Annotated in this window: 18 protein-coding genes; 7 read left to right on the forward strand and 11 right to left on the reverse strand. The window is 72.7% G+C overall.

Translation table 11 applies throughout. The features are described 5' to 3' along the window. The 4 genes from DMB66_RS13595 to DMB66_RS13610 all read right to left on the reverse strand — a co-directional run. A partial coding sequence (locus DMB66_RS13595; RefSeq protein WP_199752304.1) for a transposase occupies positions 1-678 on the reverse strand: 678 nt, incomplete at its 3' end. Between the two features lie 98 nt (positions 679-776). After that, positions 777-1070, reverse strand: a complete 294-nt coding sequence (locus DMB66_RS13600) for an SAM-dependent methyltransferase (protein ID WP_125804435.1) — start codon at positions 1068-1070, stop codon at positions 777-779. A gap of 22 nt (positions 1071-1092) precedes the next feature. Continuing rightward, positions 1093-2367 carry a sorbosone dehydrogenase family protein gene (locus DMB66_RS13605; protein ID WP_125804436.1) on the reverse strand — a complete coding sequence of 425 codons (1275 nt, stop codon included), beginning with the start codon at positions 2365-2367 and terminating at the stop codon, positions 1093-1095. Between the two features lie 134 nt (positions 2368-2501). Next, complete coding sequence (locus tag DMB66_RS13610; protein ID WP_125804437.1) at positions 2502-4427, reverse strand: BTAD domain-containing putative transcriptional regulator; 1926 nt, start codon at positions 4425-4427, stop codon at positions 2502-2504. A 26-nt stretch (positions 4428-4453) separates the two neighbouring features. On the opposite strand from DMB66_RS13610, the gene DMB66_RS13615 reads away from it, so the two are divergent. The 3 genes from DMB66_RS13615 (at position 4454) to DMB66_RS13625 (ending at position 8595) form a co-directional block, all read left to right on the forward strand. Then, positions 4454-4972, forward strand: a complete 519-nt coding sequence (locus DMB66_RS13615) for a hypothetical protein (RefSeq protein WP_125804438.1) — start codon at positions 4454-4456, stop codon at positions 4970-4972. A 138-nt stretch (positions 4973-5110) separates the two neighbouring features. Continuing rightward, entirely contained in the window at positions 5111-7312 is a 2202-nt protein-coding gene (locus DMB66_RS13620) for a glycoside hydrolase domain-containing protein (protein ID WP_370318371.1), read from the forward strand. Between the two features lie 8 nt (positions 7313-7320). After that, entirely contained in the window at positions 7321-8595 is a 1275-nt protein-coding gene (locus DMB66_RS13625; RefSeq protein ID WP_125804440.1) for a glycosyltransferase, read from the forward strand. 55 nt (positions 8596-8650) lie between these two features. Here DMB66_RS13625 and DMB66_RS13630 read toward each other — a convergent pair whose 3' ends face one another. Beyond that, positions 8651-10189, reverse strand: coding sequence for a carboxylesterase/lipase family protein (locus DMB66_RS13630; protein WP_125804441.1), 1539 nt, complete (start codon positions 10187-10189; stop codon positions 8651-8653). A 124-nt stretch (positions 10190-10313) separates the two neighbouring features. Continuing rightward, entirely contained in the window at positions 10314-12980 is a 2667-nt protein-coding gene (locus DMB66_RS13635) for a PEP/pyruvate-binding domain-containing protein (protein WP_125804442.1), read from the reverse strand. 92 nt (positions 12981-13072) lie between these two features. On the opposite strand from DMB66_RS13635, the gene DMB66_RS13640 reads away from it, so the two are divergent. Beyond that, a complete protein-coding gene (locus tag DMB66_RS13640; RefSeq protein ID WP_233624530.1) occupies positions 13073-13486 on the forward strand; it encodes an NUDIX domain-containing protein in 414 nt (137 codons plus the stop codon). A gap of 47 nt (positions 13487-13533) precedes the next feature. Continuing rightward, positions 13534-14079 carry a hypothetical protein gene (locus tag DMB66_RS13645; RefSeq protein ID WP_125804443.1) on the forward strand — a complete coding sequence of 182 codons (546 nt, stop codon included), beginning with the start codon at positions 13534-13536 and terminating at the stop codon, positions 14077-14079. Positions 14080-14249: 170 nt separating this feature from the next. Here the strand turns inward: DMB66_RS13645 and DMB66_RS13650 are convergent, their stop codons facing one another. The 5 genes from DMB66_RS13650 to DMB66_RS13670 are packed head-to-tail and all read right to left on the reverse strand — an operon-like array spanning position 14250 to position 20298. Next, positions 14250-15044: an alpha/beta fold hydrolase gene (locus DMB66_RS13650; protein WP_233624531.1), complete on the reverse strand. Its 795-nt coding sequence runs from the start codon at positions 15042-15044 to the stop codon at positions 14250-14252. A gap of 1 nt (position 15045) precedes the next feature. Then, positions 15046-15837 (reverse strand): MBL fold metallo-hydrolase, encoded by a 792-nt coding sequence (locus tag DMB66_RS13655; RefSeq protein ID WP_125804444.1) that lies wholly within the window; start codon positions 15835-15837, stop codon positions 15046-15048. Further along, a complete protein-coding gene (locus DMB66_RS13660) occupies positions 15834-16634 on the reverse strand; it encodes an alpha/beta hydrolase (RefSeq protein ID WP_125804445.1) in 801 nt (266 codons plus the stop codon). The genes DMB66_RS13655 and DMB66_RS13660 overlap by 4 nt, the downstream gene beginning before the upstream one ends. Before the next feature lie 10 nt (positions 16635-16644). Further along, on the reverse strand, positions 16645-17472 hold the full coding sequence (locus DMB66_RS13665; protein WP_125804446.1) for an alpha/beta fold hydrolase: 828 nt from the start codon (positions 17470-17472) through the stop codon (positions 16645-16647). Positions 17473-17529: 57 nt separating this feature from the next. Further along, on the reverse strand, positions 17530-20298 hold the full coding sequence (locus DMB66_RS13670; protein WP_125804447.1) for a LuxR C-terminal-related transcriptional regulator: 2769 nt from the start codon (positions 20296-20298) through the stop codon (positions 17530-17532). Positions 20299-20408: 110 nt separating this feature from the next. Here DMB66_RS13670 and DMB66_RS13675 point away from each other — a divergent pair, with 110 nt between their 5' ends. Both DMB66_RS13675 and DMB66_RS13680 read left to right on the forward strand, forming a co-directional pair. Continuing rightward, the gene (locus DMB66_RS13675; protein WP_125804448.1) at positions 20409-21431 is read left to right on the forward strand and encodes a helix-turn-helix domain-containing protein; all 1023 of its coding nucleotides are present in this window, start codon (positions 20409-20411) and stop codon (positions 21429-21431) included. A 181-nt stretch (positions 21432-21612) separates the two neighbouring features. After that, a complete protein-coding gene (locus DMB66_RS13680; protein ID WP_125804449.1) occupies positions 21613-23196 on the forward strand; it encodes a cellulase family glycosylhydrolase in 1584 nt (527 codons plus the stop codon). Positions 23197-23204 lie beyond the last annotated feature (8 nt).

Genomic DNA, 23204 nt, shown 5'->3' on the forward strand with positions numbered 1-23204 from the left:
GCTCAGGCCGCGGGCGACCAGGTCGGCGAAGAACGCGTTCCACGCCTGTTTTGTCTCGCTGGTGGCGACTTTGACGCCGAGGACTTCGCGGTGGCCGTCGGCGTTGACGCCGGTCGCCACGAGCACGACCGCTTTGACCACCCGGCCCTGTTCACGGACCTTCATGCTCAGCGCGTCGGCGGCGACGAACGTGAACGGCCCGGACTCGTCCAGGGGCCGGGTGCGGAACGCCGCGACCTGGGCGTCGAGTTCGACGGCCATCCGGGAGACCTGTGACCTGGACAGGCTGGTGATGCCCAGCGACTGGACGAGTTTGTCCATGCGCCGGGTAGAGACGCCGAGCAGGTAGCAGGTCGCGACCACGCTCACCAGGGCGGCCTCGGCCCGCTTACGCCGCTCGAGCAGCCAATCGGGGAAATACGTGCCTTGGCGCAGTTTCGGGACCGCGACGTCGATCGTGCCGACGCGGGTGTCCAGGTCACGATGGCGGTAGCCGTTACGGGAGTTGACCCGCTCCGGTGACACGGCCCCGTACTCGGCGCCGCAGACCGCGTCCGCGTCGGCCGACAACAGCGAGTTGATCACCGTGGACAGCAAGTGCCGCATCAGATCCGGCGACGCGTCGCCGAGAGCTTGGTCCAACAGCCCGGCAGGGTTGATGATGTGAGGTGCGGTCATCGCGATAGAGCCCTTTCGAGAGTGCTGTGAGAGGTTCACTCGAAAGATCACGCGATGACCGCGCTCTTCGTTCAGCCCGCAGACGGGCCGCCCGACGATCACGTCGATCGCGTTACACCACTATCAGGGACGCCACTGGAACTCTGCCGGATGCCCACTTCCGCGGCAAGGTGGTTGACAGCTCTTCGTAAGAATCCCCGATTTTGCCGGGGTGGTGTGTTCGCGTGCGGAAATCTCGCCAGCGACCGATCCGCCGCCTCGCGATCGGCCCGGAAGTTGTCCTTTCCTCCCAGCAGGTAGTCATAGACTCTGGCAGGGTGCGGCTCGTCGGTCCGCAATTCCACCGGCGGTTGCGCTGCCGGGCCCGGCTTCTGCCCATCCCGGTTGCTCACGCGATCACAGTCCTCACCACGATCACTGTCGCTTGAGTGCTGGGTGCCCGGTCTCAGCGTTCGCCACCCCGGCGCCGGAGGCTGGCTGGACCCGCTCGAACCGCACCTTGCTCAGCCATCCCGGGAGGTCGCTGAGCACGTACAGCTCGCCGTGCACGTCGGTGCCGAACGCGGTCGGCTGGGTCGGGAAGTTGCCGATCGTGGCGGACTCGTAGCCGCCCTGGGGCTTGGGACGCACGGCGAACGCGAGGGTCGAGCAGTAGTCGCTCGCGACGTAGGTCCCCCATGCCTCGGGGGTCTGGAACCCTCGGTACACAACGCCGCCGGTCACCGAGCAGTTCTCCGTCATGAAGTGTTCGTACTCGAAGACCGGGTCGGTGTACCGCCCGCCCGGCTGGCATTGCTGCGGGTCGAACACCGGGGTGCCCTCCTTGCAGGACCAGCCGAGGTTCGCCCCACGCTGGGACGGGCGGATGTGGTTGATCTCCTCGACCAGGCCCTGGCCGACGTCACCGATCCACAGCGAGCCGTCGACCGGGTCGACGGAGAACCGCCAGGGGTTGCGCAGACCGTAGAGCCAGATCTCCGGCCGCGCGCCCGACGTGCGGACGAACGGGTTGTCGAAGGGCACGCAGTAGGGCTTCGCCCCGCAGGCGCGGCTGACGTCGATCCGCGCGATCTTGCCGAGCAGGGTGCCGAGGTTCTGGCCGGCCTTGAACGGGTCGTTCGCGTGGCCGCCGTCGCCGAGGGACCAGTAGAGGTAGCCGTCGCGGCCGAACGCCACCTGTCCGCCGTTGTGGTTGCCGTACTCGGCGTGCGCCTGGGTGAGCAGCACCTGCACCCGCTCGGGAGCACCGATGGGCACTCGCGCCAGGGTCAGCGCGCCGTCCGGCAGGCTGGTGTAGGCCACGTAGAGGATCCCGGTCCGCGCGAAGTTCGGCGCCGGCGTGATGCCGAGGAGGCCGCGCTCGTTGTCCGACGTGTCGATCCGGGCGGTCAGGTCGAGCACCGGCTCGGCCGCCAGGCCGGTGTCGGGGTGGTAGGCGCGGACGGTGCCGTCCTTCTCCGCGATCAGCATCCGGCCGTCCGGCAGCCCGGTGATCGCGATCGGACGCCGCAGACCGACAGCAACCCGTTCGGACACCACGGTCAGCTCAGCGAGTGGCACCGCGCGGGTGCGGGATGTGTCGGCCGCGGCGGTGCCGGCCACCGACACCGAGGGCGACAGGATCGCGGACAGGGCCAGAACGAGCAGGCCGGCCAGCATGGTGGCCGGGCGACAACGCCGTCGAGACATGGTCAGCTCCTCGAGCAGAGTGGCGGACGCAATCTGGGAGCGCTCCCACCATACATCGACTCTCGCGAATGTCCAGCCCGCCTCGCCGGTCGGCTGAGCCTTCGGGCTCACCCGGCGGGCGAGCTGGGGTGAGCTCAGTCCCGCCCGTCGATCACGGCCCGCAACTTCCCGAGCTGGGGGGTGTCGCGAATGTCCAGCTCGTGGAAGATCCGCAGCGCGCGGGTGCAGTGCGCCCTGGCCAGGAGCCGGTTGCCCAGGGCATGATGCGCCCGCCCCGCGCCGCTGTGCGCCCGTGCCTCGCCGCTGAGCTCGCCTGCCCGTCGGAACAGTCGGAGGGCGGCGTGGTGGTACGGCGCGGCCGCCGCGAGCCGGCCCCAGGCCCGGTGGGCGACGCCAAGCGTGTTGAGCGCCCGGGCCTCGCCGATCGGGTCGCCCTGCTGCCGAAACATCTCGGCCGACTCGGTCAGGCGCTCGACGGCCGCCCCGAACCGGCAGATCTGCATGAGGGCCGTGCCGATCCCCAGCAGGGCGAGCGCCTCGCCGTGCCGGTCACCGGCCGCCACGGCCGCGCGCTCCGAATCCGCGACGAGGCTGGCGGCGTAGACCCGCAGGAGGTCGTGCATCCCGTAGCGCCCGGCGCGGGTGGGCTGGATGAGATAGGCCCGGACGAGCCGGGCGAGGATCCGGCGGGTTTCGGCGAGGCCGCCGCCGGTGAGCGCGGCGACTCCGTACAGGTCGAGGTCGGGGCCCGGATGCAGACCCAGCAGGCCGAACGTACGGGCCGCGTCCGCCTGCAGCTTCGCGACCGACCAGGAGAACACCGCCGTCACGGCCGCGTGGGGGTCGTCCCCCGAGTCGAGCAGCTCCAGGCGGGTCTGCTCGTCGGAGAGCTCTCGCACGAGCGCGGTCAGTGGCCGGGTGAGCTGTCCGACGACCAGTTCGGCGGCGATGCGCAGGGCGAGTGGGAGCCGGGCACACAGCACGGTCAGCGCCCGGGCGGCAGCCGGCTCGGCGTCCATGCGTGGACCGATCAGATGGCGCAGGAGACCGGTGGCCTCCTCCGGCGACAGCAGGTCGAGCTCGATCCGGCGCGCGCTGTGCAGCGCGACGAGTCCGGCCAGAGTGTCACGGCTGGTCACGATCACCATGCAGGACGAGCTGCCGGGCAGCAGCGGCCGGACCTGCTCCACGGAGCTCGTGTTGTCCAGGACTATCAGCATGCGCCGGCCGGCGATCTCAGTCCGGTAGCGGGCGGCACGTTCGTCCACCTCCGGCGGGATCAGCCGGTCGGACACACCGACCGCGGTCAACAGGCGTACCAGCGCGTCGGCGGCCGACACCGGCTCGGCCGGGTCGTAGCCGCGCAGGTCGAGGTAGATCTGTCCGTCCGGGAACCGGGCGGCGACCCGATGCCCCCAGTGGACCGCGAGCGCCGTCTTCCCGACCCCGGCTGTTCCGGAGATCGCCACAATCGGCATGGACGTCGACGATCCGGCGGCCTGCCGGGTGACGACGGCGTCGAGGACAAGCTGCTCGCGTTCGCGGCCCGTGAAGGCACCGACGTCGGCCGGAAGCTGTGCCGGCACACCTCGGGTCCGGACCACGGCGGCGGGCGTGGCGGGCCGTGGCACCGGGTCCGGGTCACCGCACAGGATGGCCTGGTGCACCTGCTGCAGCTCGGGACCGGGTTCGGTGCCGAGATCGTCGCCGAGGCGGCGCCGGATGGTGGCGTACCGCTCCAGCGCACCGGCCGATCGGCCGGCGCTGTGCAGGGCGCGCAGCAGCACCGCGGCGACGGGCTCCTCGAACGGGTTCTCGTCGGCGAGCGCGGTGAAGGCGCCGATCACCGCGTCCGGGTCTCCCCGCCGCAGCTCGGCGCGGCCCCAAGCGACGCTCGCATCCAGGTGGTGCTGCCGCCACGTCTCCCTGGTCCGGGCGGCCCAGTCACCCGGCAGGCCGCCCAGCGGCTGCCCGTGCCAGAGGGCGATGGCCTCCCGGAGCCACCCGGCGCGCTCGCTGTCCGTGCGGTGGTCCGGTACGGCGCGGGAACCGGCGGCCACCCGGGCGCGTCCGTATCACCATGCGTATGTTGCCGATCTGGCTCGCCGCCATGGCGCTCGGGGGGTGTGTCGGGTCCGGCCCGGACGGCGCCGGGCCGGACACCGCCGGTGCGGGTGCGGCGCCGCTCCGTGGCTTCGGGGTCGACGTCGACCAGGCCATCGCGCCGCGCGTCCCGGTGGTTCACCTGCGGACCTGCGGTTCGTGGGGCTGCCACGAGCAGGACGTGACTCTGGTCATCGCCGGCCCGACGAGCGCCGTGCCCTGCCCCTCGGCGTCGGCCGCCGCGGATACCGCCTGCGGGGTGGCGCACCTGCCCGGTCCCGGCCCCGGATTCGGCTACGCGCCGGTGCCCGAGCTGACGCTGGAACAGGTCACCGTCACGGTGACGACGCCGGCGGGTGCGCCGCTGCGGGTCAGGGCCGATTTGGCGGTTCGCCCCTTCGCGGTCTGCCCGGAAAGTGCGAGTTGCCCGCCATCATCCGCCGCGGTGCCCCAGGCGCGGCTGCGCATCACGGCGGACGGCACGGTCATCCAGTCCCGCTGAGCCGCCGCCGGCCGAGAAGGATCACCTGCTTGCCAAGCGTGCGGGTGCTCCCCGGCCGGGTGAGTTAATCGCGGCGTAACCAGCCGCGGGGTCCGCGCTGGGTAGGTTGGCGAGATCATCCAGCACATAGATCCCTTCATCGGCACCGCGGCGACCGACCTGCCCCCGCCGCGGGGTCTCGCGGCGACCTGGTGGTGGCCGAAGCCGCAGGTCGGCAACACCCATCCGGGTGCCACGTCGCCGCTGGGCATGGTGTCGGCGTGCGCCTACTCCGGCGCCTACCCGACCGGGTACGGGCGGTATGCGAAGAGCACCGAGGGCGTGCCCGAGGAGATGTTCGATCGCCTGCAGGCGTCCGGCTTCACGCATTTTCAGCAGTCCGGCACCGGCGCGATCCGCAAGTACTACAACTATGTGCGCGTCACGCCGATGGTGCAGCCGCTCGACGAGCTCGGGCAGGCGTGGCCGCTGCACGACGAGGTCGCGACGGCCGGATACTACGCCGCGACCCTGGACACCGGCGTGCGCAGCGAGATCACCGTGGGCGAGAAGGTCGCCGTGCACCGCTACACGTTCCCGGAGCAGCGCAGCGCCCGGGTCGTCATCGACCTCTCCATCGGCGGGCTGGCCATCGACCTCGGCCGCACGGTGCCGCTGCGCGCCCAGGTCGAGAGCATCGGATCCGGCCGGGCCCAGGGCACCGTCGTCATGGAGGGGGTGCCGCTCTCGGTCTATCTCGAGGTCGACAGCCCGGGCTGGCGGCAGATGCTGTGGTACGACCGGCGCCTGGTCGACGGTGGCACCCGGCTCGACTTCGACAGCATCCGGCACACCACGCTGCGCCCGTTCGGCCTGCTCTTCATGGGGCCGTCGGCCGCCGGGCAGAGCGTCGAGGTGCGGCTCGGCTTCTCGCTGCGCGGCTGCGAGCAGGCCCGGGAGAATCTCGAACGCGAGTGCGGGCGGACCCGTCCCGCGTTCGACGCGGTGCACGCCGACACCCTTCAGCGGTGGCGGGTGAGCCTCGACAAGGTGCGGGTCGACGGCGGCACCCCGGCCCGCCGCACGGTGCTGTCCACCGCGCTCTACCACTCCCTGATCAAGCCGTGCGTCGCCGACGACGAGAGCCCGTTCTGGCCCGCGCCCGGCCCGTACGCGTTCGACATCTGCACGATGTGGGACATCTACAAGACCCAGCTGCCGCTGCTCGCGGCGATCGCCCCGGAACGGCACGCGGCCCTGCTGGAGTCGCTCATCCGGGTCTGCGAGGAGGAGGGCAACTTCCCGATCGGCTACCGCATGGCGCGCGGCGCGGACAGGTTCTTCCGGCAGGCGAGCGCGCTCGCGCACACCGCGCTCGCCGACGCGTACGCCCTGCGCCCGCAGAGCCTCGACTGGAGCTGGGCCCTGGTGCACATGGTCGACGACCTGCGCCGGATGTACGGGGAGGACTTCTTCGAGCACGGCGTCGTGCACCCGATCACGCACACCCTCGACCTGGCGTACGCCCATCACTGCACCGCGCAGGTCGCGCGCGCCCTCAACGACCACCGCCTCGCCGACGACCTGGCCGAGCTCAGCCGCGGCTGGATCAACGCGTTCGACCCGGACACCGGCCTGCTGCACGACTCGTCGTTCTACGAGGGCGGCAAGTGGAACTACTCGTTCCGGCTCGTGCACGACATGGCCGCGCGGATCGCCCTGGCCGGCGGCGACAAGACCTTCATCGACATGCTCGACCATTTCTTCGGGTACGGCGCCGCGCCCGTCACCCAGCCCGGCGTGCGGCCGCCGCAGGCCGAGATGCTGCGGGGTTTCGCCCTGAACAGGTTCGAGGGCCTCAACAACGAGCCGGACATGGAAGCGCCCTGGGCCTACCACTACGCGGGCCGCCCGGACCGCACCGCCGAGGTGGTGCAGGCCGCGCTGACCTGGCAGTTCGGCACCGGCCGCGGCGGCCTGCCCGGCAACGACGACTCCGGCGGCCTCAGCTCGTGGTACGTGTGGGCGTCGCTCGGCCTGTTCCCGGTCGCCGGGCAGAACCTCTTCCTGATCAACGCTCCCGCCTTCGAGCGCGCCGCGCTGACGGTCGGTGACCGGGAGTTCGTGGTGGAGACCAGCGGGCACCGCGAGACCCCGATCGGCGCCGACGGCATCGAGCGGGATCAACCGACGCAATATGTGCAATCGGCGACCCTCAACGGGAAACCACTGCACGGCGCGCACCTGAGCGCCGCCGACGTCCACCGGGGCGGACGGCTGCACCTGACGCTGGGTCCCGAGCCGTCGGCCTGGGCGCACGGCGTACGACCCCCATCTGTGTCAGATCCGCACGCACCCTAGGATCCCCCATGAGACATCGCCCTCGTCGCCTGGTCATCGCGGTCCGGGCCGACCCGGTCATCTGCGGTCACTCCGGTGAGGCCCGTAACCTGGCCGAGGCCGCGCTCACCCGCGGCTTCACCGACGTCCGGCTGCTCACCTGGCCGATCTCCGCCCTGGAGGCGGCCGGCCTCCCGCTGAAGCCGCTGGACCGGCTCCTGCCCTACAGCCCGGGCATCACCGTCGAGCGTCCCGAACCGGTCGGCGACTACCGGGTCCCGGACGGGCGCTACCTGGCGGGCCTGACCGGGCGCCTGGTCGAGCTGCTCGCCGAGCCGATCCCGACGGTGTGCCTGTCGATGTACCTCGTGCCGCACACCGCCGTGATCATCGACGCCGTCGGTGCCGTCCGCGCCGCCGGCTTCGACCCCGAGGTGCACACGATCGCCAAGGCCGTCGGCTCCGACGTCACCAACGTCATCAAGTCCTGCCTGCGCGACGGCAGCTTCGGAGCCGCCATCGCCCTGTTCACGACGTTCCTGGCGAACGACGAGGTCACGGCCGTCTCGGAGTACACCCGTGACGAGATCATCGCCTCGGCCGCGGAGGTCGACGCGAAGCACGGCACCCGATTCGCCGAGCAGTGCCGCCGCCGGGTCACCGTCAGCTATCCGCCCATCGACACCAGCGCCTACCTCGACATCGAGGAGGCCGCCGTCGACGCCGCGCTCGCCGCGCGCGGGCTGGCCCGCGACGGCTACATCCTGTTCCTGTCCCGCGTCACCCGGGCCAAGGGCATCTACGACCTGATCATGGCGTACGGCCAGATGCGCTGCCGTTCCGACGTCAAGCTCGTCGTCGCCGGCACCGGCCCCGCCCTGCAGCACGTGCGGGCCATGGCCGCCGAGGACGAGCAGGTCGTCTTTCTCAGCGACGTCGACGACACCGAGAAGGGCCTGCTCATGCGCGGCTGCGCGGCCTACGTCCTGCCGACCAAGCCGGAACCCGAGTTCGTGGAGACGTTCGGCATCGCCCTGACCGAGAAGATGCTCGCCGGTGGCGGCCCGGTCATCACCACGCTCACCGGCGGCACCGGCGAGGCGGTCGGTGACACCGCCGTCATCGTCGAGCCCGGCGACGTCGTGGCCCTCGCCGCCGCCGTCGACGCCGCGGTCCTGGAAATGCCGGCCGAGGAGCGGGCGGACCGGGAAAGGCGGGCGCGCGCACACGCCCTGACCTTCGACCGGGCCCGGGTCTTCGACAACCTCTTTCGGCCGGTCCTCTCGCACCCGGAACCCGCCTGACAGCCGGCCGGGTCGGGCAGGTTCGGATCGCCGGCGAGTTTCCCGGCGCGCCGCGCTATCGGCTGGTCAACGGCAGCGCGGGGAAGGTGTGGCTCTGCCAGATCACGCGGGACGGCTCCTCCGGGTAGGCGGTGACGACCGGCCGGGTGTCGAAGAGCTGGACGAGGCGTTGCTCGGTGTCGTACGCGGGCCAGCCGGGGTCGCCGTGGGTGGCGAACGAAACCCATGCGGCGCGCATCCGGGCGGACAGGGCCGCCGCCTCCGGGGACGGTGTCTCGCCGATCAGCATGGCGGGCTGGCCGCGGTCCAGGTTGCCGAAGACGAGTGGCACGTCGAGGCCGTGGCAGGCACCGAGGGCACCGCCCATGCCCGGGGCCGGCCAGGTCAGCTCGTAGACATACGCCCGGCCCCCGGCCGCCGCCTGGGCCTCGGCGAGGTGCAGCGACGGCATCCGGAACAGCCAGTCGGAATGGACCAGTTCGTACAGCTCCTCCGGGCCCGCCGCCGGGTAGGCGTCGCGGTAGCGGCGCGCGCCGTCCGGGCCGGGCGCCAGGACCTCGAGGGCGTTCGCTGCCTGCTCCTCGCTCACCTCGCCGAGCAGTCCGCTGATGGCGGTGAACAGGCGCTGCTCGTCGCGGGTGTGGCCGACGAGCAGCTCGACGTCGCGGGCGGCACCGTCGGCCAGGGCCTGCCACGGTGTGCCGGCCAGGACGTCGCCGTCGACGACGGGCGAGAACAGGATCGTTCGGTACGCGGGCCGGCCCCAGCGGTGCCCCCACTGGTCCATCTTGGCGCTGATCGTGTCGGCGGCGGCGGGCAGCCGGTGCGGGGCGACGCCGGACAGGTCGGCCACCGTGGGCCGCAGCCCCAGTTCGGCGGCGCAGGCGGTGGCGATGTCCGCGGCGAGCTCCGGTGCGAAGAACGTGCCCGGCACACTCTGCGCGACGGCCCGGCGGAAGAGCCCGGCCGCGCGGTCCATCGCCAGCAGCGCGGCGACCGATCCGCCGCCCGCCGACTCGCCGAAGACCGTGACCGCGCCGGGGTCACCGCCGAAGGCCCGGATGTTGTCGCGCACCCACTCGAGGGCGGCGACCTGGTCGAGCAGACCCCGGTTGGCGGGAGCTCCCTCGATCTGCGCGAAGCCCTCGATACCCATGCGGTAGTTGAACGTCACCACGACGACGTCACCGTCCCGCGCGAGCCGGCCACCGTCGTATTCGGGGAGGCCGGACGTGCCGAACACGTAGCCGCCGCCCTGGATCCACACCATCACCGGCAGTCCCGCGCCCGGGTCGGGTGCGGGGGACCAGACGTTGACCGTCAGCCAGTCGTCGTCCGCCGCGTCCCGCGCCAGCGCGTCCATGCCGAAACTGCCGCTCTGTGGGGGCGGCGGGCCGTACGAGACGGCCTCCCGCACCCCGCTCCAGCCCGCCACCGGTCGCGGCGCGGCGAAGCGCAGCAAGCCGACCGGGGGCTCGGCGAACGGGATGCCCCGGAAGACCGCCACCCCCGCCTCCCGGACGCCGCGCAGGCTCCCGCCGGCCGCGCGGACTTCGGGCCGGGGTCCAGCCGGCTCGGACTCGGCAACGGTCATCACAACTTCCTCTCACGCAGGCAGCGAGTGCTCGCGGCGACCCCGGACCCGCGGATCGTCCACCGTGGTGGGACGCCGCGCCAGCGATTTACGGCCCAGCGGACATGGCGCCCGGCGCGGGAGGTCACCCCAGGGCCTTCAGGACGGTGCCCGCGGTGCCGTCGAGCGTGATCAGGTCGCCGGTGGCGATCCGGGTGGTGGCGTCGGGGACGCCGACCACCGCGGGGATGCCGTACTCGCGGGCCACGACGGCGCCGTGCGAGTTGGCGCCGCCCATCTCCATGATCAGCCCGCCCGCGGTCAGGAACAGCGGTGTCCAGCCGGGGTCCGTCGAGGGCGCGACGAGGATCTCGCCGGGCTCCAGGCGCGCGCCCACGGGGTCGAGCACCAGCCGGGCGGTCGCGGTGATCGTGCCGGCGGAGGCGGGGGTGCCGACGAGCGCGCCGTCCGGGGCGGCGGCGGCACCGGCGCTCGCCTCGGGCTCGGTGCCGTCGGAGAGCAGCACCCGGGGGACGCCGCGGCGGCGCAGTTCCGTGTCGTAGCCGGCCCGGCGGTCCGCGACCAGGTCGTGCAGGTCGCGGCCGGAGAGCCCGGCGCGGGCCTCGGCCGTGGTCAGCATGAAGATGTCCGCCGGCGCGGCGATCCGGGCGTCGGCCGCCAGCGCCTGACCGACCAGCCGCAGCTGGGCCCGCAGCTGGGCGAAGGCGACGATCAGGAGGTACTTGGGCAGCTCGCGGACGCCGGCGAGGCGGCGCGCCCGGTCGAGGGCGAACCGGACCAGCGGGCGGCGGATCGCGCCGCTCCGGTCGACGAGGGTGCTGACCATCCGGCCGGCCTCCGCCGCGCCACGGGCGAAGACGGCGTCGGGGGCGGCCCGGTCGTCGTCGAGGCGCAGGTAGTTGAGGACGACGCCGATGACGTGCCGGGGGTCGTCGGACCAGCGCGGCACCCCCAGGTCGATCTCCGCGACGGCGCGCTCGCCGTACCGGTCGAGGAAGCCCGTCAGCCCGGCCTGGACGGGCGCGGGCAGCTCGCCGTCCCGCCAGCGGTCGGCGAGTGTGGTCAGGGGAGTGGTCAGCAGCAGGGCGGTCGCGGCGGCGTCCCGGCGGATGGCGCGGGCCAGCTGCCAGAGGTCGAGGTCCATGGTGGTGGTGACGTTGTGCGGCAGCCCGCGCAGGACCGTCTGCAGCTCCCCCGGGCGGGAGCGGGCGAGCTTGCCGGCGAGGCCGAGCAGCGCGAACCCGCCCGCCGCGGGAGCCATGGCCCGCGGGGCGAGCGGGAAGACGTCGGTGGCGAGGGCGTGCTCGACCAGGTCGAGCCGCACGGCGGGGGTGGCGTCGGCGGGCAGGGAGAGCCGGCGGCGGATCTCGGCGGGCAGCCGCTCCAGGTCGCGGTGCAGGGCGTCCGGGGCGGCGATGCCGTGGATCAGGCGTACGGGAAGGCGATGCCGGACGGCGAACCGGGCCGCCCGGCGCAGGAACGGCCGCACCGACCGATGGGTGATCGACAGGCGGGGATCGTCGAAGAGCCGCCGCATCACCACCGCGGAACGGGCCTCCATGACGCCGAGGACCCGGGGGATGGCGAAGCGGCCGACCCGGCTGCGGACGGCGTCGGTGCAGTCGACGAAGATCCGCTGCCCGGGGGCCAGCAGGACGGCGGGCCCGGCGAGCGGGTCCGCGACCGCGAAGCCGAACTCCCGGGCCGCCGAGGTGCCGAGCAGCCGCAGCGCGGCGACACCCATCGGCGTGATCGGCCGGAACAGCCCTTGCGCGACGCTGAAGCAGAAGTACACGCGCAGGCCGTCGGGCACCGGGTCCGGCACCGGATACAGCGTGGTGACCGGCCGGGTCTGGGTCAGCCAGAGCGTGCCGCCGGCGTCGACGGCCCACTCGGTGTCCTGGGGCGCGCCGTAGTGCGCCTCGACCCGGTCGCCGAGGGCGGCGAGCTCCCGGACCCGGTCGTCGCTGATGCAGGCGGTCGCCGTGGCGTCCCCGGCGGTGACGCGCTCGACGCCGCCGCCGGGCCGGGCCCGGACGGCGACCCGCTTGTCGCCGAGCCGCCGGTCGAGAATGTCGCCGGTGGCGGTGTCGACGACGAAGTGGTCCGGGTTGACCGCCCCGGAGACCACCGCCTCGCCGAGCCCGGGGGCGGCGTCGATGACGGCCTGGCGGCGCCGGCCGGTGACCGGGTCGGCGGTGAACAGCACGCCGGCGACCCGCGCGTCGACCATGCGCTGGATGACGACGGCGAGATGCACGGTGCGGTGGTCGATGCCGTTGGCGGCCCGGTAGACCACGGCGCGGTCGGTCCAGAGCGAGGCCCAGCAGCGGGCGACGGCGTCGATCACCGACGCCGTGCCGACGACGTTGAGATAGGTGTCCTGCTGACCGGCGAAGCTCGCCGACGGCAGGTCCTCGGCGGTCGCCGAGGAGCGGACCGCGACGGGCACCTCCGTGCCGAGCCGGGCGTACGCGGCGGTGACAGCGGTGGTGACGGCGGCCGGCACGGGCGCGGCGAGCAGCGCCGCGCGGGCGCGCCCGGCGAGCGCGGTCAACGCCGCGACGTCGTCGGCCGCCGCCGCGGCCAGCTCCCGCAGCACCTCGCCCAGGGCGGTGCCGGCGACGGTCAGGCGGTACGCGTCCGTGGTCACACACAAGCCGGGCGGCACGGGCAGGCCGGCGCGGATCATCTCCCCGAGGTTGGCCGCCTTGCCGCCGGCGGTGGCCGGCATGGCGGCGTCGACCTCGGTGAGGTCCATGACGAGGCGGGACGGGGTAGCGGTGGCCATGGTCGACGGTAACTCAACGAGCGCTGAGTTACGCCGGCCGTCCATTCATCCGCCTACTGGGATACATCGGGCGTGCGGCACAATGGTCTGCCGTGACGAGAGAACCCCGCGTGTCCTGCGTCTTCATCTGCCACGACGGCGCCGGCGAGATCCTGCTCGCCCGGCGCTCGGCCGGTGCCCGGGACGAGCCCGGGACCTGGGACACCGGCGCGGGCGCGCTGGAGTTCGGCGAGACCTTCGAAGCCGCGGTCACCCGCGAGGTCAAGGAGGAGTACGCGACCGAGCCGCGCGAGATCACCCTGCTGGGCGTCCGCAACGTGGTCCGGGCCGAGCCGCCGTCGCACTGGGTCGCGGTGATCTTCGCGGTGCTCGTCGACCGCGGCGCCGTGGCGATCGGGGAGCCGCACAAGTTCGACGAGCTGGGCTGGTTCCGCCCCGGCGCGCTGCCGTCCCCGCTGCATTCCCAGCTCCAACCCACCATCGACCTGTTTCAGGACGCCCATTGACGCCGGCTCGTGACCGGCACGTGATGGCGGCCGCCGACGATGCCAGCATGAGGCGCTTGCTCCCCACGGCGATAGCGGCGACCGCGGCGTTGATGTCACTGAGTTCCTGTTACCTCGGTCCCGACCCGGTGCAGTACGCGGCCCTGGCCGTGGTCGACGGCCGGCCGACGGCGGTGGTCGCCGTGTGCGGGCGCCCGGAGATCGGCGTCGACGTGCACCGCGATGACAACACCGACGACAATGACCTGCGGATCTGGTCCGTGACGGTCACGCTGCCGCACCAGGTGCGAGACGTCGAGGTCGAGTTGCTGGGAGCCGCCCGGCCCGGCTGGGAGATCACCTCCAGGGACGGGGAGATCGCCGACACCGGCCTCGGCGCCATCAAGGTCGTCCAGCTGACGTCGTTCGAAGCCGGGCACCGCTACAGGCTGGACTCGTCGAAATCAGGTCCTGAGGGGACGAAAGCGCCCGCGGTCAGCTTCACCACGGCTGACCTGACCGGGATCGGGCCCGGTCAGGTGCTGGCCGCCGTCGACCGGGACGACGCCGAGGTCGTGTCGCGTGATGCGTTCGTCAAGGACAGCTGCGGCTGACCCCGCTCGCCGGGCTCACGCCCGGTGGTCCGGGCCGGCGAACACGGGGCTGTCCCACCTGGGCCTGGCGAGCGCCGCTGACCCGAGGACCGTCCGGAAGGCCCCTGCCCGAGCCCGCGCCGCCGGATCGCGGCACCCGATCCGGCGGCGGGCTGTCGCGCACAAGGTCGTCAGTGCGCGGTGCGGGCAGCCGTGGTGATGAGGTCGGCGGTGGCGTCGGGCCGGGACATCATGGCCACGTGAGAGGCGTTGACCTCTCGGGTGCGGGCGCCGGCGCGCTCGGCCATGAAGCGCTGGGCCGCGGCCGGGATCACCTGGTCCTGCTTGGCCACGAGGTACCACGATGGGATCGCCTTCCAGGCCGGCGGGCCGGACGGCTGCTGCAGGGTGCTCAGGTCGCCGGGGCGCTGGGTGGCGGCCATCAGGGCGGTGGTGCCGGCCGGCAGGTCGGCGGCGAAGACCTCCCGGAACAGGCTCGCCTTGATGTAGCCGTCGTAGCTGTCCGGGCCGGTCGGGCGGATGTCGAGGGCCTCCAGGCCCAGCCTGGTGCCGGGGAACTTGGTCTGCAGGGCGATCAGCGGCTCGCCCTCGTCGGGTGCGAACGCCGCGACGTAGACGAGGGCTTTGACGTTGGGGTTGCCGGTGGCGGCGTTCGTCATCACGATGCCGCCGTAGGAGTGTCCGACCAGGACGATCGGTCCGTTGATGCTGCGCAGCACGCCGGCGACGTACGTGGAGTCCGAGGGCACGCCGCGCAGCGGGTTGGCCGGCGCGATGGTGGGGTATCCCGCGCGCTGCAGGCGCTTGATGACGTCGCTCCAGCCGGAGGCGTCCGCGAACGCGCCGTGCACGAGCACGATGGTGGGCTTGGGACCGCGGGGTCCGGATGACGCGGATGCCGCCGGTGAGGCGAGCAGGCCGGTGGTGGCGAGCAGGAGGACGAGTGCGGTCAAGAGTCTTCTCACGTCAGGTCTCCAGGTCGGTGGGGGCGCCGATGGGCAGCCAGCGGATGCGGTCCCGTACGTCTTTCGGAGCGTCGCCGAATTCGCGTTCGATGGCGGCCCGGGGTTCTTGGAAGTGCTTCCAGCCCTCGTAGTGCACGGGTACGGCGGTGTGTGGGCGTACTGTGCCGAGCAACTCGACGGCGTCGCGGGCAGTCATGCTGTACCGCAGCGGCCCGGTGACCGGGAAGCGGACGCCACCGAGGTGCACCAGCGCGACACCGACCGGGATCCGGCCGGCGACCTGCCGGACGCCATCGTGGAGGACGGTGTCACCGGAAACCCAGACGACACCGTGCCGCTGACCCTCCCAGCGCAGGGCGAAGCCGATCACGTCGCCCACGATCGGGCGGCTCAGCGGCGGCCCGTGCCGGCACGGGGTGGCGGTGACCTCGATGGCCGGCCGCCCCTGGCCGTCCAATGTGGTTGATGCCCACGGCGCCAGGCCGCGGGTGCCGCCGCCGAGCCGGGCCGCCCCGGACACCGTGGTGATCACGGTGCCCGCCGTGGGCAGCAGGTCGCGGCCGGCATCGTCGAGGTTGTCGCCGTGGTGGTCATGGGTCAGCAGGACGGCGTCGATCCGACCGAGTGCGTCGGGGGTGATGGCGGGGCCGGCGAGCTTGCGGGACGAGGTGCCCCAGCCGAACGCGTACCTGCGTCCGGCCGGGTCGAACGTCGGATCGGTCAGCAGCCGCCAACCCGCGAACTCGATGAGCGCCGTCGGCCCACCGATGTGCGTGACGCGGACGCTCGTCATGAGCGCGCGTGCCGCACGGCCCAGTCGAGCGCGTAGTCCGCGATGTCCTCCCAGCCCTTCTGCGCCGGCAGCAGGTGGGCGTAGCCCTCGTACTCCCGGCGTTCGGTGATGGTGTTGGACTTGTAGTGCTTGGCGTTCGATTCCTGGATGGCCGGCGGCATGATGTGGTCCTCGCTGCCGGAGACGAAGAGCAGCGGCGCGCGGTTGTCGTTGTGGTAGTCGACCCAGGTGTCCTGGTGGCCGGGCTGGAAGTTGGCCAGCACGCCACCCCAGAGGATCCCGCCGCTGGCCGGGATGTGGTAGCGCTCGTAGAGGGCGCGGGACTCGTCCTCGGTGAACGTGTTCGTGAACGCGTACGTCCACTCCTGCAGCGACAGGCCGACCGCCTTGTGCCGGTTGGCGGGGCTCTTGAGCACCGGGAACGTGGACTTCACCTGGGACAGCGGCACCACCCGGACGCCCTCGGTGGGCGCCGAGTTGAGCGCCACGCCGGCGGCGCCGAAGCCGTGGTCGAGCAGGATCTGCGTGAAGGCGCCGCCGGCGGAGTGGCCCATGATGATCGGGGGACGGTCGAGGCCGCGGATGATCTCCTCGATCTTGGAGATGATCGCGGGCACGGTGACGTCGGCGATGATCCGCGGATCGGCGCGCAGGGCTTCGACCTCCACTTCGAAGCCGGGGTAGCCGGGGGCGATGACCCGGTACCCCTTGGCCTCGTAGTGCGTGATCCAGTGCTCCCAGCTGCGCGGCGTCACCCAGAAGCCGTGGACGAGAACGATCGTGTCGGGTGCGGTCATGGTGGTCTCCTTAGAACGAGCGGAGGAAGGCGAGCAGATCGTCGGAGAGTTGCTGTTTGTGGGTGTCGGTGATGCCGTGCGGCGCCCCCGCGTACACGGTGAGGGTCGCGCCCTTGATCCGTGCGGCCGACGCCTTGCCGCCGACCTCGAACGGCACGACCTGGTCGTCGTCGCCGTGGACGACGAGCGTGGGCACGTCGAAGGCGTCCAGGTCGGCGCGGAAGTCGGTGGCCGAGAAGGCCGCGATCGACTCGTACGCGTTGCGGTGCCCGGCCTGCAGGCCCTGGCGCCAGAAGGCGTCCCGCGTGCCCTGGGAGACGCTCGCCCCGGGCCGGTTCAGGCCGAAGAACGGGCCGTCGGCCAGGTCGCGGTAGAGCTGCGAGCGGTCGGCGGCCGATCCGGCGCGGATCCCGTCGAAGACCTCGATCGGCACGCCGCCGGGATTGTCGTCGGTGTGCAGCATGAACGGCGGTACGGCCGAGACCAGCACCGCCTGGGCGACGCGGGCGGTGCCGTGCCGGCCGATGTAGCGGGCCACCTCGCCGCCGCCGGTGGAGAACCCGATCAGCGTGACGTCGCGCAGATCGAGCGCCTCGATCAGCGCGGCCAGGTCGTCGGCGTAGGTGTCCATCTCGTTGCCGTTCCACGTCTGCGTGGAACGGCCGTGTCCGCGCCGGTCGTGCGCGATCGCGCGGTAGCCGTGCTCGGCGAGGAAGAGCTGCTGCGCCTCCCAGCTGTCGGAGTTGAGCGGCCAGCCGTGGCTCAGCACGACCGGTCGCCCCGCACCCCAATCCTTGTAGTAGATCCGCGTGCCATCGGTAGTGGTGACGAACGGCATGGAAGCGCTCCCGTCTGCGAGACTGCCGGGATCCGGCCGCTCGATCGTCGGTCGCGGCTACCGGTCGTCGAATCCCGTGGCGCGCGTAGTCCCGCCCGCGAGTGCCGCGGCCAGCTGCCGTCGGGACGTCACGGCGAGCTTCCGGAAGACCTTGCGCAGGTGGTAGTCGACGGTGGCGGCGCTGATGAACAGCTGGGCGGCGATCTCGGCGTTCGTGGCGCCGCCGGCGGCGAGCCGGGCGATCGTGAGCTCCTGCGGGGTCAAGCCGGTGGCGGTCTCGGACCAGTGGCGCAGGGCGCGCTCGCCGGTGGCGGCGAGCTCCTGCGCGGCCCGCCCGGCGAACCCGGCCGCGCCCATCCGCTCGAACATCCGCAGCGCCGTGCCGAGTTGGTCGCGGGCGTCCCGGCGCCGTCTCTGGCGGCGCAGCCACTCGCCGTACAGCAGGTGGGCGCGGGCCAGGTCGGCGCGGGCCGCGCTGTCGGACAGCAGGGTGATCGCCTGTCGATAGAGCGGCTCGGCGGCGCCGGCCGGGGCCAGCTGGGCCCGGGCCCGCGCCAGCACGCCCAGCGCGTAACCGGTGCCGGCCGCCGTCGCCCGGGAGTCCAGCGTGGCGAGGGCGCCGGCGGCCAGCACCCGGTCACCACTGCGGACGGCGGCCTCCACGAGGTCGGGGAGCACGCGGGAGTGCAACCCCATGGTGTCGGACTCGACCACCTGGCGCGCGACCGTGCAGGCCTGCGCGTAGTCACCGCGCCCGAGGTACAGGATCACCAGGCCGAACCGGACGATGGACTGCACCGACCCGCCGCCGAGCCAGGTCGCCGCCGCCAGCGACTCGTGCAGCCGCTCCTCGGTGTCGTCGCCCTCGGCACGCCAGCCGAGCAGCTCGGGCTGCCGGTGGATCGCCCACAGCTCGTCGGTGGCGCCGATCGCCGCGCGCACCTGGTCGCACTGGGCCAGCAGTTCGTCGGCCGCGTCCAGCTCGCCGAGGTAGGTCTCCACCGTCGCCGCGCAGTACAGCGCGGTGACCAGCGTCCACAGGGCGCCGGTCTCCCGCGCCACCTCGACTGCCCGCCGCCACGCGGCCCGGTGCAGTTCCTCGTCCCAGAGCAGGATGCTCATCGTGCTGCCGGCCAGATGCCGGCGGAGCACGAACTCCGCGGGGGTCCCCGGGTCCAGCAACGTCTTGACGGTGCGCCGGACATGGGGCAGGGCCTGCTCGTAGCCGCCGAAGATGACCACGGTGAACGCGTGCAGGATCAGATCGCGCGCCGTGCCGGCGCCGTCCGGCGGCAGGACCTCGGCGGCGCCCCGGGCGATCTCCGCCGGCGTGGTGTCCTGGATGAGGTGCCCGCCGCGGATGAAGTGCTCGACGGCTTCCAGCACCGCCTCGCGGGCCAGCGCCGGGGCCTGCTCGCGGAAGGCCGACGCGGCGGTGAGGCAGAAGGCCGATCCCCGCGCGTACGCTCCCTCGCCGCCGAGGACCACCACGGCCATCGCGCGCAGGAGCAGCGCCCGGCCCTGGTCGACGCCGCCGGCGAGATCGGGGGCGACGGTGTCCACCAACTGGACGGCCTGCACCGGCGCCCCGGCGGTCAGCGCGGCCTCCGCCGCCGCGAGCAGCCGCTGGGTGCGCATCGGGCCGACCGGCGTGAGCTCGGTGGCCCGCGACAGGAAGGAAGCGCGGGCCGCGTACCCGCCGCGGGCGCCGGCCCGGTCGGCCGAGCGCTCCAGCTCGGCGGCGACCGCGGCGTCCGGACCCACGCAGGCCGCGGCCAGGTGCCAGGCCCGCCGGTCGGCGTCCGAGGGCCGGGTCGTCACCTCGGCGAGCGCGGTGTGCGCGTGCCGGCGCCGTACGCTGGTCGCGCCGCCGTACACCGAGGAGCGCACCAGCGGGTGGCGGAACTGCGCGGTCCCGCGCAGCGCCAGCAGGCGTACGGCCTCGGCCGGCCCGGTAGCGTCCAGCCCGACCCCCAGCCGGGCGGCCGCGTCGCGGATGTAGCGCAGGTCGCCGCTCGGCTCGGCCGCGGCCAGCAGCAGCCACGTCTGCGTCGGCTCGGGCAGCTCGTGCACCTGGCGCAGGTAGTGCTCCTCCAGCCGGCTGCCGACCGGCAGCGGGTCGGGCAACGACGCGCCGCCGGCCAGCTGGTCGACGGAGAGCTCCTGCCCCAGGTCGGTGAGGGCGAGCGGGTTGCCGCCGGTAGCGTCCACGATGCGGGCCCCGACCCGGGCGTCCAGCGGCCCGGATACGGCCGAGCGCAGCAGGTCCAGCGCGTCCGGGTGCTCGAGGCCGGTGATCTCCAGGACCGGCAGCCCGGCCAGGCCGTCGAAGCCACCCCGCGCGGCGAACACCAGGCCGACCCCGTCGGCGTACAGCCGCCGGGCGACGAAGGCCAGCGCGCCGATCGACTCGCCGTCGATCCACTGGGCGTCGTCGACGCAGCAGAGCACCGGACCCTCGGCGGCCACCTCCGCCAGCAGCGTCAGCGCGGCCAGGGCGACGAGGAACCGGTCCGGCGGCGGCCCGTCGGCCAGCCCGCAAGCGATCCGCAGGGCCCGGTCCTGCGCCGGGGGCAGGGCCCGGCGCCGCTTCAGGTGCGGCAGCAGCAGCCGGTGCAGAGCGGCGAACGGGAAGCCGGCCTCCGACTCGACGCCGGAGACCCGGATGACCCGCAGATCCTCGGCCACGCCGGCGGCGTAGTCGAGCAGCGCCGTCTTGCCGATGCCCGCGTCACCCTGTAGCAGGAGCACGCCGCTGAGCCCGGTACGGATACCGGCCACGAGTTCGTCCAGGCGTTCGCGTTCCTTGACCCGCCCCCGAAGCACAGTTGCCCCCCTCGTAACACTTCCCTGCGAACCTTAGGACTCGCGTGAGGTCATCGGCGGGGCTGTCCGTGCACCGTTGTCGGCCCACCGTGCACACGGGAGCAGCGCACATGGGATTTGTTCTGGATACGGCCGACATACCGCGGGGGGAGCGGATCGAGGCGGTCCATGCGGCGATGATGGCGGCGTCTGTTCCGTCCTATGTGATCCATGAGGACCCGGACGGCGAGGTCCGTACCCGGCTGCGGGTCTGGGAGCTCGGGAGCGCCGACATCTTCACCGCCAGCTCCACCGGCCTGCGGCTGCTCCGCACCGCGAAGCAGGCCAGACAGGACGCCGCGCCGATCATCGCGCTCTCCGTCCAGATGCTCGGCGACGGGCGCCACGAGCAGCTCGGCCACCGCCAGATCGTGCGGCCCGGCTCGCTGATGATGGCCGACCTGTCCTCGCCGTATGACTTCCGCTGGTCCGGGAACGGCGCGGCCGGCTGCATCCAGATTCCCATCGACCAGATCGGCCTCCCCGTCGACGTCATCCGCCGCGCGGCGGCCAACCTGCGCACCAGCCCGCTCTACGAACTGGTCACCGACCACGTCGCCCACCTGGTGCGCGACGCCGAGCAGCTCAGCGCGGACCTGGCCGCCCCCGCGCTCGGCCGGGCCAGCATCGAGCTGGCCCGCGCCCTGCTGGCCTCCGCCGCGCACACCGAGCCGCACGCCGGCGCCGTGTTCGCCGAGACCCTGCTGACCCAGGTCCGCGCCTACGTCCGCCAGCACCTGGCCGATCCCGGCCTGCGCCCGGCCACGATCGCGGCGGCGCACAACATCTCCCTGCGCTACCTGTACAAGATCTGCGCCCAGGCCGACTTCAGCCTCGAGCAATGGATCATCGGGGAGCGACTGCACGGAGCGCGGGAAGAACTGCTCCTGCCGCGGAACCGGGCACGCACGATCGCGATGGTCGCCCGCCACTGGGGCTTCACCGACCCGACCCACTTCACCCGCCGCTTCCGCACCGCGTACGGCCTCACCCCGAGCGAACTGCGCCGCATCTCCACGAACGCGCACCAAGCTGAGGCGGGCGGCGAAGCACCGGCACGCGGATCGCACGGCCGGGGTCTCGCCATCACCTGACCGGAGGTCGGCGTGGGCGTGGCCCGCGATGCGGACGGCGGTCCCTGGTGGACCCAGGACTTCGGCTCCCCGCGCTGAAAGGTAGTCCGGCCGGGGGCGAAACCATTGATGATCGTTGTTGTTGGGAGCGCTCCCATGCGACGATGGCGGGAACGCCTTCCGCCCCCGAAGGAGCTCCCTCGTGAAACACCGTCAATGGCTCGCGGGCGCCACAGCCCTCGCGGCCGTGGCCGTCACCACGGCCATCGCCCTCGCCCAGCCGGCGGTCGCCGCCACCGGCGGCACCGGAACCGGCTACCTGCACACCAACGGCAACAAGATCGTGGACAGCGCCGGCGCCACCGTCCGGCTGACCGGAATCAACTGGTTCGGCATGGAGACCGACAACAAGACCTTCCACGGCCTGTGGTCCAGCAACCCGTGGCGGAGCCAGCTCGACACGATGGCCTCGCTCGGCTACAACACCCTGCGGGTTCCGTTCTCCGACGACGCTCTCCAGGCCGGCGCGACCGCCACCAGTATCAACGACAACACCAACCCGGACCTGGTCGGGCTCTCCCCGCTGCAGATTCTCGACAAGGTGATCGCCTACGCCGGCGACAAGGGCATGCGGATCATCCTGGACCGGCACCGCCCCACGTCGGCCGGGCAGACACCGCTCTGGTACACCTCCGCCGTACCGGAAAGCACCTGGATCGCCGACTGGAAGGCCCTCGCCCAGCGCTACGCGGGCAACACCACCGTGATCGGCGCCGACCTGCACAACGAGCCGCACGCCGAGGGCACCAACCCGGCCGCCACCGGCGCCTGCTGGGGTTGCGGCGACACCGCTCGCGACTGGCGGCTGGCCGCCGAGCGGGCCGGCAACGCGATCCTCGCCGTCCAGCCCAACTGGCTGATCTTCGTCGAGGGCGTCAGCTGCCCCAGCGGTGGCCTGTCCAACGTCTGGGACAACGACACCAGCAACGACGAGGACTGCGGCTGGTGGGGCGGCAACCTGTCCAAGGCGGGCCAATATCCGGTACGCCTGGACGTGGCGAACCGCCTGGTCTACTCGCCGCACGAGTACGCCACCTCGGTCTACCACCAGGCCTGGTTCGACGACCCGAGCTACCCGGCGAACATGCCGGCGATCTGGGACAAGTACTGGGGCTACCTGCACAAGCAGAACATCGCCCCGATCATGATGGGTGAGTTCGGCACCACCATGCAGGCCGCCGTCGACAAGATCTGGCTGCAGGAACTGCTCAAGTACACGGGCACCGGCGTCAACGGCATGTCCTTCACCTACTGGTCGTGGAACCCGAACTCCGGCGACACCGGCGGCATCGCCAACGACGACTGGACCACGGTCAACCAGGCCAAGCAGGCGGTCATCCAGCCGTACCTGATCCCGCCGGTCGGTGGCGGCAGCGGCCCGCAGCCGTCGTCGTCGGCGAGCTCGCCGGTCCCGGCCGGTGCCTGTAAGGCCACCTACGTCCAGGACAACAGCTGGCAGGGCGGCTTCCAGGGCCAGCTCAAGGTGCAGAACACCGGCGGCGGCGCGGTCAACCCGTGGCAGGTGACGTGGACCTGGCCGGCCGGCGTGACCCTCGTCAACGGCTGGAACGCGACCGTCACCCAGAGCGGGGCCACGGTCACCGCGGCCGCGCCGAGCCATGCACCGTCGCTCGCGGCGGGCGCCTCGGTCACGGTCGGCTTCACCGCCAACGGTACGGCCGGCGCCCCGGCCACCGTGAGACTCAACGGCGTGGCGTGCTCATAAGGCTCCTG

The sequence above is a fragment of the Actinoplanes sp. ATCC 53533 genome (assembly GCF_003947245.1).

What these genes read in the sequence shown, in the direction of transcription:
- DMB66_RS13605 (WP_125804436.1), bottom strand. Translation starts at nt 2,367, where the DNA reads ATGTCTCGACGGCGTTGTCGCCCGGCCACCATGCTGGCCGGCCTGCTC.
- DMB66_RS13615 (WP_125804438.1), top strand. Translation starts at nt 4,454, where the DNA reads ATGTTGCCGATCTGGCTCGCCGCCATGGCGCTCGGGGGGTGTGTCGGG.
- DMB66_RS13625 (WP_125804440.1), top strand. Translation starts at nt 7,321, where the DNA reads ATGAGACATCGCCCTCGTCGCCTGGTCATCGCGGTCCGGGCCGACCCG.
- DMB66_RS13630 (WP_125804441.1), bottom strand. Translation starts at nt 10,189, where the DNA reads ATGACCGTTGCCGAGTCCGAGCCGGCTGGACCCCGGCCCGAAGTCCGC.
- DMB66_RS13635 (WP_125804442.1), bottom strand. Translation starts at nt 12,980, where the DNA reads ATGGCCACCGCTACCCCGTCCCGCCTCGTCATGGACCTCACCGAGGTC.
- DMB66_RS13645 (WP_125804443.1), top strand. Translation starts at nt 13,534, where the DNA reads ATGAGGCGCTTGCTCCCCACGGCGATAGCGGCGACCGCGGCGTTGATG.
- DMB66_RS13655 (WP_125804444.1), bottom strand. Translation starts at nt 15,837, where the DNA reads ATGACGAGCGTCCGCGTCACGCACATCGGTGGGCCGACGGCGCTCATC.
- DMB66_RS13660 (WP_125804445.1), bottom strand. Translation starts at nt 16,634, where the DNA reads ATGACCGCACCCGACACGATCGTTCTCGTCCACGGCTTCTGGGTGACG.
- DMB66_RS13665 (WP_125804446.1), bottom strand. Translation starts at nt 17,472, where the DNA reads ATGCCGTTCGTCACCACTACCGATGGCACGCGGATCTACTACAAGGAT.
- DMB66_RS13675 (WP_125804448.1), top strand. Translation starts at nt 20,409, where the DNA reads ATGGGATTTGTTCTGGATACGGCCGACATACCGCGGGGGGAGCGGATC.